Source organism: Blautia sp. AM29-29 (genome assembly GCF_003480555.1).
Classification (GTDB): domain Bacteria; phylum Bacillota; class Clostridia; order Lachnospirales; family Lachnospiraceae; genus Fusicatenibacter; species Fusicatenibacter saccharivorans.
This window is the reverse complement of sequence record NZ_QUJD01000006.1, coordinates 13,170-28,787: the sequence shown is the minus strand read 5'-3', so window position 1 is coordinate 28,787 and position 15,618 is coordinate 13,170. Positions and strand designations below refer to the sequence as shown.

Below are 15,618 nucleotides of genomic sequence, written 5' to 3'. Positions count from 1 at the left end.
CACGTGAGTGGTAAAATAGAATAGATAATATATAATCTGTTTTGAATAAAAACAGGATATTTTAGATAACATATAATCTGTAACAAGAAGGGGAAAAAATGGAACAATTTATATGGGAAACTCCGGAAGAACTGGATCAAAAACTTGCGCAGCGAGTGAGAAAAATCAGAAAGAGACGTTCAATTACGCAGGAAAAATTAGCATCTATAAGCGGAGTGAGTTACGGCTCAATCAAAAGATTCGAAACGACAGGACAAATTTCCCTGTTATCTTTAACGAAAATTGCAATCGCACTGGATCTTGCAGATGAGCTCAGAAATATTTTCACGCAGGTACCGTATAAAGATATTCAGGAGGTTATCAATGAAACAAGATAAAGTACTGCAGGTGTGTTATGAGGATCAAACGGTGGGAACATTAGCTATGACGGCAGACCACAAAGTGGCATTTCAGTACAGTGATGAATGGCTGGAAACCGGATTTTCGATCAACCCATTTTCATTGCCTTTGCAAAAACAGGTATTTGTTCCAGTTAAGGATCATTTTGAAGGATTATTTGGGGTTTTTGCGGACAGTCTTCCAGATCATTGGGGCAGATTACTGTTGGATCGCCTGTTACGGGCACATAAACAAAATCCGGATGAACTGACCGTACTGGATCGTCTGGCGATTGTGGGCACATCGGGGATGGGAGCGTTGACATATCACCCGGAAAAGAATTTTCCAGAGGAGCAGAGCAGTGCAGATCTGGACAAACTGGCGGAAGAGTGTCAAAAGATACTGAATACAGAGTATTCGGATAAACTGGACGAATTGTATCTGCTGGGAGGTACCAGCGGCGGAGCAAGACCTAAAATCATGACAACCATTGATAATGAAGAATGGATTATCAAATTTCCAGCGCATGTGGACGGAAAAGATGCAGGAAAAATGGAATATGACTATTCCTGCTGTGCCAAGGCCTGCGGAATTATGATGAGTGAAACGAGATTGTTTCCATCAGAAAAATGTAAAGGATATTTTGGAACTAAAAGGTTTGACAGGAGAAACTGTTTGAAAGGGAAAAAGAAAGTGCACATGTTGACGACAGCTGCAATTCTGGAATTGGATTTTGAGCAGCCAAGTCTGGACTATCATGGATTAATGAAACTGACAAAAATCATGACACGCAATTGCGATGAAGATGTTGAAAATATGTTCCGCCGAATGTGTTTCAATGTTTTTGCACATAACAGAGATGATCATTCGAAGAACTTCACGTATTTGTACGAAGCAGACGAAGATAAATGGCATTTAAGTCCGGCATATGATCTTACTTACAGTAATACGTATTATGGCGAACATACTACGTCAGTAGATGGAAATGGAAGAAATCCAGGCAGAAAAGAGTTACTGGCGGTAGGAACTGGTGCAGGGATGAAAAAGACAAGGTGTGAAGAGATCATAGACGAAATTGAGAAAAAAGTAAAGGAAATGTTGGAAGAATATCTTTTGGGTAAGTGATTCTCTTTGCATTCAAAAAATTTTAAACAGCAAGTTATTAACAGTTAAATAAAAAAGAGTTGCCCGACAAATGAACACTATAAGTACCTTGCTACGAGTTTTATTTTCGTAGCAAGGTACAAGATAGTACAGAGATAAAAATATGTCTCATTTGTCGTTTAACTCTTTACATTGCGCTTTTATTTCTTCTATCGAATCCTTCAATAACTTTAATCTGGCAGGCTACTTTCTAAACAAAGTCGTCCCCATCCCACCCGCCGGTTCGGGTATTCGCTCTCGGATGCGATGGGTTTTGCGCCTGCAATGAGATAAGCTTTCAGTTTTTCGCCATATAAAAACGGGTCATTTCCGCGCAGAATGCCCCATTCCATCATAAGCGCGGCGCTTCCCGATACAAAAGGCGTGGCAAACGAGGTGCCGGTGAAGGAAGCATAGCCGCCGCCGGAACGGGGAGCTGGGATATTGACACCCGGGGCGGCGAGATCAGGTTTAATTTCGTGGAGAATACGGGTATAGCCGCGGCCGGAGAAGCTGGCATAGGAGGAAAGGCGGGGATCGTAGGCACCGACCGTGATGGCGGAGCGGGCGGTGGAAGGGATGGTGAGTGTGGTGTCGGCAGTGGGGGAGAAGAAGCGTGTCTGTGAACCGACGGCGTTTCCGCCGGGAAGCCAGAGGTCAAAGGAACCGGAGATCAGGCGGCCGGGGGTGAGACGCAAGGTCCAGATGCCGTTTTCGACGGACAGATGGTTTCCTGCGCCTTGAAAGGTCAGGTAAATTTCCTGCGCTTGGCTGTAGGGGGATGGCATGCCATAAAACAGGAGAAGTTCTGTCGGACCAAGCGTCAGACGCGCCGTGCCGAGGACAGGAGAGAGCGTGCCGGAGCGGATGCCGCCGGGGGAAATCAGTTCGATCGAGATTTCATCCCCATAAACCTTCCAGATCTGGAGACTGAACGAGGATTCATAAGCACCGACCTGAAATTCAACGGAGACAGCGCGGTCAGCCGTTGCCGAGACCGCAGACGTCGCAGCCGGATCAGATGTCGGACGGACTGTTTGCGTCTGACCGGACGACTTGCGGTCCGACTTTAGGTTCCCGGTATAATGGCGTCCGGTATCCCCTTCATTTCCTGCCCCGATACAGATCACGTTCTGCCCTAAATTTGACACTGCATTCAAATACGTTTCAAGTAAGGAATCCCCGCTGTGCGAACCGTAATTATTCCCGAAGCTCAAATTAATCACAAGCGGCCGCTCCACCAGAAGTGCATATCTTACGCAGAAATCTACCGCCTGCAGCAATTGCGATGTCCGCGGCAGATCCGCCGGATCAGGATTCCCAAGCTTTACGACCACGAGTGTTGCTTCCGGTGCCACGCCCCGCATGGCCGCATCTGCCGAGGATCTCCCATTTCCCGCTGCGATTCCGAGCACCGCTGTCCCATGCCCCGTCACATCGCGGGACGGCACGAGGGCAAACCGTTCTTCCGGCGTAGAAGATGCAAGTGCCTCATTGATCTGCTGCCGTGTATATACCGACCCAAGAGCATACCCCATCGGAGGATTCCCCGGAATCGTCTGATCCCATAAAATTGCAATTCGGCTTGTCCCGTCCGGTGCGCAGAAATCAGGATGCGCATAGTCCACGCCTGAATCAATGCATGCAAGCAGCACCCCATTCCCAGACAGACCCATAACCCCCTCCTGCACAGGCGTAATACAGGATATGCTCCGCACAAATGCATCTGCGAAATAAAGTAATTTCGGTTTCTCCAGATAGGTAATCTGCGGCAGTCCTGTCACGTAATCCATCAGGGACTCCGGAACCAGAAGAATGGCATACGAAAACAGCAGCAGCGTCACACGAACTCCCTGCTCCTCCAGAAAAGCCAGGTCTCCCTGATACTGTACAATTACTTCCCATGTTTTGCTGTAAGAGTTATAACCTGCCGAAAGCTCCGGCACACGCCGCCGTTCGACTTCCGTTGCGGCCAGCGCAAGGTTCAACAGGTTTTCCCTTTTTTGATCAATCATTACAAAAACTCCGTCCAAAATGTTGTTAAAATCTATTCCGCTTTTCCTGGAAATATGATATAATCGCCATCGTACAATAGGGGTACAGATCTGCTTTTTGGAGTGCATCGAAAAATGGTTTTACGATGCCGCCTGGCGGGTCTTTACTATTTTACGCGAAATGCTTTTGCATTGAAGGGAGAGAACATGAAAATTATCATTGTGGGCTGCGGAAAAGTCGGAGCCGCACTGACCGCCCAGCTGAGCCGCGAGGACAACCTTGTGACGGTCATCGACACAGACAGTATTGTCGTCCGCAACGTCTCCAACACCTATGACGTTATGGGAATTGTAGGAAACGGAGCAAGCTATCAGGTGCTTCAGGAGGCGGATATTGAGCATGCGGATCTGATGATTGCCGTAACCAAAAGTGATGAAATGAACCTGCTTTGTTGTGTCATCGCCAAACAGGCAGCAGACTGTCACACCATCGCCAGAGTTCGAAATCCGATGTATCGGGAGGAGAGAGAATTTATCCGTAAAAAGCTGGGTCTGTCCATGATCATCAACCCGGAGCACGCGGCCGCCATGGAAATGGCAAGACTGCTGCGGTTCCCATCTGCGATTGAGATCGACAGCTTTTCCCGCGGAAGAATCGAAATGCTGCGCTTTAAAGTGCCGGAAACATCGAAAATTGTCCATATGTCGCTGCGTGAGCTGGCCGGAGCGCTTCAGTACAGTCTGCTGGTCTGTGCTGTTGAGCGAAACGGCGAGGTTTACATACCGGATGGAAATTTTGTGATCCAGGCAAAAGACAGCCTTTCCATCATTACCACACCGCAGAACGCAGAGAGCCTGTTTAAGAAAATCGGTGTTCATACAAACAAGGTACACAATACGATGATTGTTGGCGGCGGTGAAATTACGTATTATCTCGCAAAATCACTGGCAAATATGAACGTCGATGTCAAGATTATCGAGAAAAATAAGGATCGCTGTGAGGTTTTAAGCGAAGCACTGCCAGATGCAACCGTTATTTACGGTGACGGAAGTGACCAGGAGCTCTTAAAAGAGGAGCGCATCCAGAATATGGATTCCTTTGTGGCCTGCACCGATATGGATGAGGAAAACATCATTCTGTCGCTGTATGCGAAAGAGAAGGTATCCTCAAAGGTTGTAACGAAAATCAACCATCTGGAATTTAATGATGTTATCCACAGCCTGAACCTGGACAGCCTGATCTACCCGAAACACATCACCGCAGAGTACATTCTGCAGTATGTCCGGGCAATGAAAAACTCCATCGGAAGCAACGTTGAGACGCTGTATAAGCTGATGGAAGACCGTGTGGAGGCTCTTGAGTTTATCGTGAACCAGAATTGCCGTATGATCGGCATCCGTCTGCAGGATATGAAAACACGGCCAAACCTTCTGGTAGCAGCGATTAACAGACAGGGAAAGGTCATCATTCCGGGTGGACAGGATTCCTTTGAGGCAGGAGATTCCGTCATTATCGTAACAACGGAAACCGGTCTTCAGGATATCCATGAGATTCTGGCAGAGTAACGGGGGAAGCGGATTATGAACTATAAAATGATTCGTTTTGTCATCAGCTGGGTGCTGAAAGTGGAAGGTATGCTGATGCTGTTTCCGGCGCTGGTCGGAGCCATGTATCAGGAAAAGACAGGCTTTGCGTATCTTATCTGGGGACTGCTCTGCATTGCGGCCGGTCTGATCCTCTGCTTCAGAAAACCGTCCAATATGGAAATCTATTCCCGCGACGGATTTGTCTGCGTTTCGTTAAGCTGGGTTGTCCTTGGTGTTTTCGGAGCGGTGCCGTTTGTAATTACGGGGGAAATTCCGTTTTATATCAATGCGCTGTTTGAGATCGTTTCCGGTTTTACAACGACAGGAGCCAGCATTTTGAGTGATGTGGAAGCCCTTTCACACGCCAGCCTGTTCTGGAGAAGCTTTTCCCACTGGATTGGCGGTATGGGCGTTCTTGTGTTCATTCTTGCATTGCTTCCGATGAAGGGCGGTTCCGTCATGAACCTGATGAAGGCAGAGAGCCCGGGACCGACCGTTTCCAAATTTGTTCCGAGAGTGCGCGGAACCGCTAAAATTCTGTATCAGATTTATCTTGGCATGACACTTTTTACCATTGCTGCCCTGCTGCTTTCCGGCATGAAGACATTTGATTCTGTCACACTCGCCATGGGAGCTGCCGGAACAGGAGGTTTTGCCGTGTTGAACAGCAGTTGTGCAGTGTACACACCACTGCAGCAGTGGATTCTGACAATCGCCATGATTGCGTTCGGTGTGAATTTTAACTTTTATTATCTGATGCTTTGCAAAAAGGGAAAGGCCGCCATTTCGTCCCAGGAGGTAAGAGCGTATTTCCTGATTATCCTTCTGGCAGGAGGCGTGATTTCCTGGAATACCTATCCGATGTACCATTCCATCGGTGAGACAGTACGGACCGCCTTTTTCCAGGTCGGATCGATTATCACGACAACGGGTTATTCCACGACGGACTTTGACCTCTGGCCGGAGCTGTCAAAATGTATTCTGGTGATGCTGATGTTCATCGGAGCCTGTGCCGGTTCAACGGGAGGCGGAATCAAGGTTTCGCGAATCCTGATCCTCTTAAAAACCGTGAAAAAAGAGCTTGGTTCGATCGTACATCCGCGCAGTATCAAACGCATCCGTTTCGACGATCACCCGGTAGAGCATGAGGTTCTGCGGGCGATCAACGTATTTTTGATTGTTTATCTGGTGATCTACAGCTTTTCCATGCTGATCATCAGTATTGATGGATTTTCCTTCGAGACAAACTTCACGGCAGTTGCCGCAACACTGAACAACATCGGACCTGGTCTTGACCAGGTAGGACCGACCAGTAACTTTTTCGGATACAGTCCGGTTTCCAAGCTGATTCTGATTTTCGATATGCTGGCAGGCCGTCTGGAACTGTTTCCGATGCTGATCCTTTTCTATCCGTCTACTTGGAAGAAGAGAGGATAAAGCGGTTCACCGGGAAGAAAAGGGACTTCGCATTGGCGGGGAACTGCCGGGGCAGAAGGAAAAGAAAAAATGGTTACGATTCACAGGGTTTCCAAAAAAACAGAAAGACGGAATAAAGTCAGGGTGCATTTCCTGATCACAGGCAGAAAGGAAGGAACTTATGAGTAACTGGGAAAAGAATGTAAGAAAAGTTGTGCCGTATGTACCGGGTGAACAGCCGCATGAGGCTGACATGATTAAGCTGAATACGAATGAGAATCCGTATCCGCCGTCACCAAAAGCCGCAGAGGCGATCAGACGGGTAGCAGAAGAGGATACCCTCCGTCTCTATCCGGATCCGACCGCGGCAGAACTGGTGCAGGCGATTGCGGATGTCTACCACGTAAGCCCGAAGCAGGTTTTTGTCGGCGTTGGTTCGGATGATGTTCTGGCGATGGCGTTTATGACGTATTTTAACTCTGACAAACCGATTCTTTTCCCGGACATTACGTATTCCTTCTACGATGTCTGGGCGGAGGAATTCCGCATTCCGTACGAGCAGATTCCGCTCGATGAAAATTTCTGCATTGTGCCGGAGCAGTATTTTGCAGAGAACCATCCAAATGGCGGAATTGTGTTCCCGAACCCGAATGCACCGACGGGTGTGGAGCTTTCGCTTTCTGCGATCGAATCGATATTACAGAACAACCCGGATGTGGTTGTAATTGTGGATGAGGCATATGTGGATTTCGGAGCAGCCACTGCGCAGCCGCTGCTGGAAAAATATGAAAATCTGCTGGTTGTGCAGACAACATCAAAATCCCGTTCGCTTGCCGGCATGCGCATCGGCTATGCAATCGGAAATGAGAAGATGATTTCGTATCTGAACGATGTGAAATATTCATTCAATTCCTACACCATGAATCAGACCACAATCGCCGCCGGAGCCGCAGCGATCCGCGATGTGGAATATTTCCGCAAGACGGTGAAAAAAGTGATGGAAACGCGAGAATGGTCGAAGGAGGAGCTGAAAAAGCTTGGATTTTCTTTCGAGGATTCGAAATCGAACTTTATTTTCGCAACACACAAAAGCGTACCGGCCGGGAAGATTTTTCAGGCACTCCGGGAACGCCATATTTATGTGCGGTATTTTGAGAAACCCCGCATTGACAATTATCTGCGTATTACGATTGGCACGCGGGAAGAAATGCAGACGCTGTTTGATTTTTTGAAAGATTACTTAACCGAATCAAGCAAGTAGCGAAGCGGATTGCAAATATCCGCTTGCCAAGAGGGATGAAGCAGCTGAAAATATAAAACAGAAGAAGAGTATCTGCAGAGGAGCAGAAGAAAATTTTAAAGGGGGACTGCCGTCGGAATCAGCCATGAGATCCGGCGGCAGTTTTAGAAGGTATTTGGGTATGAACAAAGAGAAGAAAGAAGTAGTAAAGGTAAATCAGATTACGGAAGGTGTTATCTGGCAGCAGATTCTGATCTTTTTCCTGCCGATTCTGTTCGGAACGTTTTTCCAACAGCTTTACAACACGGCAGATGCCATGATTGTCGGACACTTTCTCGGAAAACAGGCACTTGCGGCGGTCGGCGGAACGACAGGTACGCTGATCAATCTGCTGGTCGGATTTTTCGTCGGCCTTTCGAGTGGTGCGACGGTTGTTATTTCACAGCATTACGGAGCCAATAAAGAGGACAAGGTGCAGTGGGCAGTGCACACTTCCATTGCCTTTTCCATTCTCGGAGGTATTGTGCTGACAGTAGTCGGCATTGGCTGTTCGAGATGGATGCTCGATCTGATGAACACGCCGGATGATGTTGTAAATCATGCGCTGATTTATATGCGTGTTTATTTTCTTGGAACCATCGGAAACCTGATTTACAACATGGGTTCCGGTATTCTGCGTGCGGTCGGCGATTCGAAACGTCCGCTGCTGTATCTGATCATCTGCTGTATGACCAATATCGCGCTTGACTTTTTATTTGTTGTCGGTTTGCAGATGGGTGTTATGGGCGCGGCGCTTGCGACCATTCTGTCTCAGATCATCAGTGCGGTTCTTGTTATGGGCTCTCTGATGCGGACCAGAGACATTTACCGGCTTCATCTGCGGAAAATCAGCATTGACTGGATTATGCTCAAACGGATTATCCGCATTGGTTTTCCGGCAGGCGTACAGTCAATTCTGTACTCGGTATCGAACGTGATTATTCAGTCTGCTGTCAACTCGCTGGGAACCAACAATGTGGCTGCGTGGGCGGCTTACGGAAAGGTGGACGGTCTTTTCTGGATGATGATCAATGCGCTCGGTATTGCGGCGACAACCTTTGTCGGTCAGAACTACGGTGCGAAAAAGATGGATCGTGTACACCGCGGTGTGCGCACCAGCATGATCATGGCATTCCTGATGACGGGTCTGATGGTTGTGTTTATGTGGTTTATCGGTGATACACTGATTTCTCTGTTTACCACAGATACGGCGGTGCGTGAAATCTGTCACGGACTGATCCATTTCCTGGTTCCGACCTTCTTCACCTATATTTCCATCGAAATCCTTTCCGGTGCACTCCGTGGTGTCGGAGATGCATGGATTCCGATGTTTATCACCGGAATAGGAATCTGCGGAGTACGTATCGTGTGGATGACGGCGGTTTTGCCGCATTTCCACTCCTTAAAAGGAGCGGCCTTCTGCTATCCGCTGTCGTGGGTGATCACAACGATTGCGTACTTTATTTATTACCTGTTCTTCAGTCAGCTGAGTAAGAGGAAAGAATTGAGGAGTATCTAACAGAATGTTCAAACTGTATTAACAAAACTGTGCTATCATGAAAATATCAGTGTCAAAAGGTCAAAAAACCGATGCAGGAGGATTTTTGAACTCGGGACACGGCAAAAAATGAGTAAGTAGCCATTTTTCAAAGAAAAATGAGCGGATTACAAAGGAAAGACAGGTGGAACGTAAGATGGTAAGTGAAAAAGTAACGATTGTCAATCCGTCAGGTCTGCATCTTTTAAACGCGGTAAATTTGTCAAACAGTGTAAGCCGGTACAAATCTTCCATGTCGTTTACCTATGAAAACAACGGGATGCAGGGAACGGTTAATTTAAAGAGTATTTTGAGTATCGTAGCTGCAGGAATCAAGCAGGGAGAAACCATTGAGATCTGCAGCAGCGGGGAGGATGAAGAGGAGGCACTTCGGGCGGCTGTTGCCGCAATTAAAAGCGGGCTCGGAGAGACGCCGGAGTGAGGAGATAAGAACATAGAATAGAAATAAAGAAAAGGACCTCGCTTTTTGAAAAAACGGAATGGGAAACCGGACCGTATTTCAAAAAGCGAGGTTTTTTTGTGGCGGCAGATAAAAGATCCCTGCCTTCGGGGGGGGGGAATTTCGAAAGCAGGGATGAAAAGATAAGCTGCGAAGCAGCTCTTCGGCTATGAGCAAGCAGCGAAGCGGATTGCTCATAGCCGTTTGACAACAGGAGGTATAAGGCCGGAAAAAAGTGTCTACACTCTGGATAAAGCAAAAATGCAGAGAAAAGGAGTGTAGAACAAAATGGCGAAGCAGAAAAAAATCGATCTGGAGCATATGACGGAGAAGGAAAAAATGAAATACGAAATTGCGGACGAGCTGGGTCTTTTAGACCGCGTGCTGAATGACGGCTGGCGATCACTCACGGCAAAAGAAACGGGACGGATCGGTGGCCTTGTGACACGGAGAAAGCGGCAGATGGCGGCGGAAGGAAAGAACGAAAACGAAGAAAAATAAGCGGTACCGCAATTTTTGCAATATCCTCAACAGTTTTAACCATAGATTTTTCCTGTGAAAGCGTTATAATAAAAACAAGGAATGGGTGGTGCCGCGCCAAAGTCCGTGCCTGCATGAGACCCGGCGACTGCCGCGATACCCTGAGAAACTCGCAGAGCGTGTTTCGGATCGTTTGGAGAAGTGAGGGAAAAGTTTATGGAAGCAAAAAAAGAGAAAAAGTATATGTCGGATATCCATCTCGAGGATTATACCGAACAGTACGAAACGGGATTTGCCACAGTGGACACGATGATATTTGAAGGGGGAAGAAGAGAGGAGCTGCTGAACGGCGGCTGGCATTATGCAGTCGATCAGTACGATACCTGTCTGCGCCAGAAATGGTACAAAGAGAGATACCGCGACGAAAAAGGCTTCACTGTGCCAATCGACTATTCCTTTGACGAGTGGCCGGTGATGCAGCTTCCGTGCAGCTGGAATACCATCGATCCGATGTATCTCCTGTATGAGGGAAGCATGGTCTTTACGAGAAAATTTTCCTATATCGCAGAAAGAGAGGAAACAGTCTTTCTGAAGGTGGGCGCAGCCAATTATCTGTGCCGCGTTTTCTTAAACGGAAAATACGTCGGTATGCATCGCGGCGGATCGACACCGGCGTTCTGGAATATCACAGAATACCTGAAAGCGGAGAACCGCATCGTGCTTGCTGTTGACGGAACGAGACGGCCGGAGCAGGTGCCGACCGAGAATACCGACTGGTTCAACTACTGCGGCGTATACCGCGATATCGCACTGATCCGTGTTCCGAAATGCCATATCAAAACTTTTAAAATTGCGCTTGTGCCGGACGGAACATTTGGACATGTTATGGCGAAAGTGACACTGTCGGAAAAAATCACAGCCAAGGCAGAGCTTGTCATCGAGGAGCTTGGCGTGAGCCGGGAAATCCAGCTGGAAAACGGAGCCGGAGAAGTTGTTTTTGATGCAAAACCGGAGCTTTGGACACCGGAAAAACCGAAGCTGTATGATGTAAAAGTAACCTGTGGAACCGATACCGTCAGCGATCGGGTCGGCTTTCGTGAAATTCGCGTGAACGGCAGAGATATTCTGCTGAACGGAGAGCCCGTTTTCCTGCGTGGTATCAGTTGCCACGAAGACAGCGTGGAAAACGGAAAAGGCCTGACAAGAGAGGAACGGATCGAAAATATCCGCATTGCGAAAGAAATGGGATGCAACTTCATGCGCCTTGCACATTACCCGCATAACGAAGAAATGGCAAAACTCGCCGACGAGCTTGGGCTTCTTTTGTGGGAGGAAATTCCGGTTTACTGGGCAATTCGTTTTGAACGTGAAAAAACATATGAGGATGCCCAGAATCAGCTCCGCGAACTCATCAACCGTGACTGGAACCGCGCGAGCGTGATCATCTGGTCTGTCGGAAATGAGAATGCCGATACGGATGAACGGCTGAAATTCATGAGCGCACTGGCAGAGTGCGCGCATCGGGAGGATGAGACGCGAATGGTGTCTGCGGCCTGCCTGGTTAATGCTACGAAAAATAAGATTGAGGACCGTCTGATGGAATACCTTGACATCATCGGCATCAACGAGTACTGCGGCTGGTACACCCCGGATTTTGCGATGCTGCCGGCACTGATGGAAAACAGCCAGCCGGACAAGCCGGTTATCGTAACGGAGTTCGGCGCAGACGCGCTGCCGCATCACCATGGAACCATCTCGGACAAAGGAACCGAGGAGTGCCAGGCGGATGTGTACGAAAAACAGATTGCAACGCTGCGGAACATTGACTACATCAAGGGCATGACCCCCTGGATTCTCTACGACTTCCGCTGCCCGCGCAGAACAAGCCTGATCCAGAAATATTATAACCGGAAGGGGCTGCTCTCTGAGGACAAAAAGTACCGCAAACCGGCATTTTATGTGCTGCAGAAATTTTATGAAGAGCTGAAAAGAAAAGAACAGTAGGGGCAAGAGCTTTTCAAAAAGATCAGCCGACTTGCACGGTTGATGATATCAAACGGAACAGAGAAAAAAAGACAAGAACAGACAAAAACAGATGGTATGAAATCAGCTTTGAAGTCCGATTTCATACCATCTGTTTTTTTCACTGCAACAATCCGCCGTAGGCGGAGAATCCGGCAAGTGCTGTGTTATGCTTTTTTCTGTGCAGCCATCCACTCCAGAATCGGAGTCTCTTTTCCGTCTGTTATAACCGGTTTTCCGTCGTAATCGAGGACACACTCATCGTTCAGCATCGGAATCCAGGACCAGTGGCCGATGTATTCGAATGGGGTGCCATCCGCGTTTTTCTGTGTTCCAGTGTGATCGAGTACCTTGTCCCAGTAGGTGAAGTGTGCATTCGGATTGACCTTTGCCAGACGTTCATAGGTCGGAACGACAAAATCATCCGGAACGACAACCGGGTCGGTTTTTGCGTGTGTAAACCAGATCGGCAGATCTTTGAGCTTCAGGATGTCTTCATCGGAGATAAATGCATCCGCCAGAGCCTCGCAGACCGGATATGCGGCAGCGTAGCGGGACGGGTTGAAAATGATCTGTTTCATGGTCATAAAGCCGCCGTTGGAGCAGCCGCCGATGTAAATGCGGGAGCGGTCGATCTGCGGATGGGCATCCACGAAAGCACCGATCAGGGCATCGAGAACTTCGGTATATTTGGAAGAACCGTCTTTGGTATATTCTCCGCTTCCGTCATCCATCCACATGGTTGGCGCCTGTGGAGCGAGCAGGTAGGTCTTGCCGCCGAAAATTTTCTGAACCTTTGGGGAAATTAGGTTTACAACTTTATTTCCGATTGCTGCAATCGGCGGTTCCTGTCCGCCCTCACCTGCGCCGTGCAGCCAGATGATCAGCGGGATTTTCTCATCCGCATCCATTTCCGGCTCGTAGTAAACGTAAGAGAGCGGAATCTGCGGATCCTCGTAGCGGTCTTCTTTGAGCCATTCACCGTAGATGACGCGGTTTCCGCCGTCTACGTCGAACATCTGCGGAGAAATGGCACCATCGTCTGTTGCAATTTCAGAGACTTGTGTCACATCGTAAGCGACTTTGACAAATACATTAAAATTACCATTGAATTTGATGATCGAGCCGATTCCTTCCATGATAAAACACGGCAGCTCCAGCGTCAGGCAGGTGCCGTCCTCGCACGGTGCACCGGTTTTGTCAGAAACGTAAACGTTCGAAACGCGGCGGGTTCCGTCCATCGAGTCATCCGGTTTGTCGCCCATAAAATTCGGCCAGACAAAGTCCTCACCCTCGGTGGAAGTGCGGGTAACGTGTACCGTAAACTGCTCCGGAGATGGGACCGCACCCTTCATGCTTTTGCCATAATCCAGAATTACTTTCGAAATATGCGGACCGAAATCAAAAACTTCGGTAATGGTATAATAAGTTCCGTTCATTTGTAAAAACCCTCCTTTGGTACGGAATGTACGCTCAGAGTCTTTCTGCACTTGCTTTTGCGACTGACAAAAATCATCTCACAAAATCAGGTACAGAAAAAGCTTGAGAGTACAGTTGTTTGCATGGGCAGAAAAGACGGTATTGGGAATGATAGATTTTTTCTGCCCTACAATACCAGTCTACTACAGACATTCCGAAAGAAAAAGTACAAATCAGAGATAAATTTGCACGGAGATGCTTTTTCTGTGTTTTTGTTTCCGGAACGGAAAAAGTCTGATCGAAACAGAAACAGCAGAAAAGTGTCAAAAAACAGCAGAATCGTTGTTTTTCGTATTGGAGCCGTATGGAATAATAAAATCATACAAGGAAAAAGGGAGGTTTTACGAGATGATTACAAGACTAGAGGAGATTCCGGTAACGAAAGAAAGCTATCCGTTTGCCAGTGCGGAGCGTTACCTGAAGCTGTCGGAGCGCGGCTATGTGGAGAAGGAATATTATATGTATGGAACGGCAAATGTCTACGAGACAGCCGACGAGCGCGGCGGCGTCCGTGTGCGCACTGCGGATGCGCCGTATACAAACCGCATCATTGTCCGCGCACCGCAGGACACTGCAAAATGCAGCGGAAACGTTGTAGTGGAGATCATCAATCCAACGAGTTTTATGGAGATTGACCGCATGTGGATTCTCGGCTGGAAGAAATTTGTGCGGGACGGAGATATCTATGTGGGAATCACAAGCAAACCGAATACGATCGCAAAAATGGTAGAGTTTGATGAAAAGCGTTACGGCTGTCTTTCCTGGGCTAACCCGACGCCGGATGTGCCGTTCTCGGAGCGACTGCAGGTCACAGGCGGACTCGGCGATCTGAATCATGATTACGAAACGGGTCTTTTCTGGGATATGCTGACAGACCTGGCGTGGCTGCTGCGCGGCGATGAGGAGCAGAATCCGATTCGGGAATATAAGAGAGAATACGTCTATTTGACGGGCTGGTCACAGTCGGGTTCGTATCTGTTCCGCTATCTGAACAGCTTTGCGTATCGTCCGGAGGTGGCACGCGGTGCGTGTGTATTTAATGGTTACCTTTCCGGAGGAGGAGTCCATTCCCTTGGTATTCCGGTCAACCAGTATGAAACCATGACTCCGTACCATTACAGTCTGACACGTGTGGAAAAGGCGCGCGAGCCGTTTATCGCTGTACAGACGGAGAGTGAAAACGGAAGAATGGAAGCATGGCGCATTGCCCAGCAGGACAGCGATGATCCGGAGTTCCTGTTCCGCCAGTATGATGTGACGGGTGCAAGCCATGACACTTCCTATAGCTACGTGAATTACTATCAGAACGATCCGGATCTGGTGCGGATCAACCATCTGCCATTCTATATGGGAAAAAATGAGGAAGGAAACGACTATCCGTCCCAGATTCTTTTTGCGGCAGCATTTCGGAATCTCTTTACCTGGGTACGGACAGGCGCAGCTCCGGCGCACTGTGACCGGATTGCGGTTGACAGCGACGGAGAAAACAAAAAGGATGCGTTCGGAAATACGATCGGTGGACTGCGTACCTGCCTCCTTGACTACCCAACCGGAAGATACAGCAATACCAGCGACATTGAAAAAGGCCAGAATTTCCTGGATCCGGAATCGGAAAAGGAAGGATTGTTCGGTTATCAGCAGGCGTTTTCGAAAGAAATGATAAAAGAGCTGTACGGAACATTGGCACATTACCGGGAAATGGCGGAGAAAAACACGAAAGAGCAGGTAACGAAAGGCTTTGTCTGCCGCGAGGATGCGGCGGAGCTGGTTGAGATTGCCGTGCAGCTTGCAAAGAAACGCGGACTGGAATAAAAAACAATAAACAATAAACAGTTACGGTAAA

At 48.3% G+C, this 15,618-nt stretch carries 12 protein-coding genes; 10 read left to right on the top strand and 2 right to left on the bottom strand.

Going from position 1 to position 15,618, the window contains the following annotated elements; all coding sequences use genetic code 11:
* The first annotated feature begins 98 nt into the window (after positions 1–98).
* Positions 99–377 carry a helix-turn-helix domain-containing protein gene (locus DW769_RS05605; RefSeq protein ID WP_055227803.1) on the top strand — a complete coding sequence of 93 codons (279 nt, stop codon included), beginning with the start codon at positions 99–101 and terminating at the stop codon, positions 375–377.
* Entirely contained in the window at positions 364–1,503 is a 1,140-nt protein-coding gene (locus DW769_RS05600; protein ID WP_055227801.1) for a type II toxin-antitoxin system HipA family toxin, read from the top strand. Before DW769_RS05605 ends, DW769_RS05600 begins: the two co-directional genes overlap by 14 nt.
* Before the next feature lie 209 nt (positions 1,504–1,712).
* On the opposite strand, the gene DW769_RS05595 is transcribed toward DW769_RS05600, so the two are convergent.
* Positions 1,713–3,536, bottom strand: a complete 1,824-nt coding sequence (locus tag DW769_RS05595; protein WP_118750085.1) for a S8 family peptidase — start codon at positions 3,534–3,536, stop codon at positions 1,713–1,715.
* A 114-nt stretch (positions 3,537–3,650) separates the two neighbouring features.
* On the opposite strand from DW769_RS05595, the gene trkA reads away from it, so the two are divergent.
* The 7 genes from trkA to DW769_RS05560 all read left to right on the top strand — a co-directional run bounded on the left by trkA (position 3,651) and on the right by DW769_RS05560 (position 12,278).
* On the top strand, positions 3,651–5,081 hold the full coding sequence (trkA, locus tag DW769_RS05590; protein ID WP_256359696.1) for a Trk system potassium transporter TrkA: 1,431 nt from the start codon (positions 3,651–3,653) through the stop codon (positions 5,079–5,081).
* Positions 5,082–5,096: 15 nt separating this feature from the next.
* Complete coding sequence (locus tag DW769_RS05585) at positions 5,097–6,539, top strand: TrkH family potassium uptake protein (RefSeq protein ID WP_118750084.1); 1,443 nt, start codon at positions 5,097–5,099, stop codon at positions 6,537–6,539.
* A gap of 160 nt (positions 6,540–6,699) precedes the next feature.
* A complete protein-coding gene (gene hisC, locus DW769_RS05580; RefSeq protein ID WP_055266909.1) occupies positions 6,700–7,779 on the top strand; it encodes a histidinol-phosphate transaminase in 1,080 nt (359 codons plus the stop codon).
* A gap of 160 nt (positions 7,780–7,939) precedes the next feature.
* Positions 7,940–9,316 (top strand): MATE family efflux transporter, encoded by a 1,377-nt coding sequence (locus DW769_RS05575; RefSeq protein ID WP_117812991.1) that lies wholly within the window; start codon positions 7,940–7,942, stop codon positions 9,314–9,316.
* A gap of 175 nt (positions 9,317–9,491) precedes the next feature.
* Positions 9,492–9,776, top strand: coding sequence for an HPr family phosphocarrier protein (locus DW769_RS05570; protein ID WP_055227790.1), 285 nt, complete (start codon positions 9,492–9,494; stop codon positions 9,774–9,776).
* 306 nt (positions 9,777–10,082) lie between these two features.
* Positions 10,083–10,295: a small, acid-soluble spore protein, alpha/beta type gene (locus tag DW769_RS05565; protein WP_118750083.1), complete on the top strand. Its 213-nt coding sequence runs from the start codon at positions 10,083–10,085 to the stop codon at positions 10,293–10,295.
* 195 nt (positions 10,296–10,490) lie between these two features.
* Positions 10,491–12,278, top strand: coding sequence for a glycoside hydrolase family 2 protein (locus DW769_RS05560; RefSeq protein ID WP_118750082.1), 1,788 nt, complete (start codon positions 10,491–10,493; stop codon positions 12,276–12,278).
* 185 nt (positions 12,279–12,463) lie between these two features.
* On the opposite strand, the gene DW769_RS05555 is transcribed toward DW769_RS05560, so the two are convergent.
* Complete coding sequence (locus tag DW769_RS05555; protein WP_118750081.1) at positions 12,464–13,735, bottom strand: prolyl oligopeptidase family serine peptidase; 1,272 nt, start codon at positions 13,733–13,735, stop codon at positions 12,464–12,466.
* Between the two features lie 388 nt (positions 13,736–14,123).
* Here DW769_RS05555 and DW769_RS05550 point away from each other — a divergent pair, with 388 nt between their 5' ends.
* Positions 14,124–15,587 (top strand): alpha/beta hydrolase domain-containing protein, encoded by a 1,464-nt coding sequence (locus DW769_RS05550; protein WP_055266997.1) that lies wholly within the window; start codon positions 14,124–14,126, stop codon positions 15,585–15,587.
* The last annotated feature ends 31 nt before the right edge of the window (positions 15,588–15,618 follow it).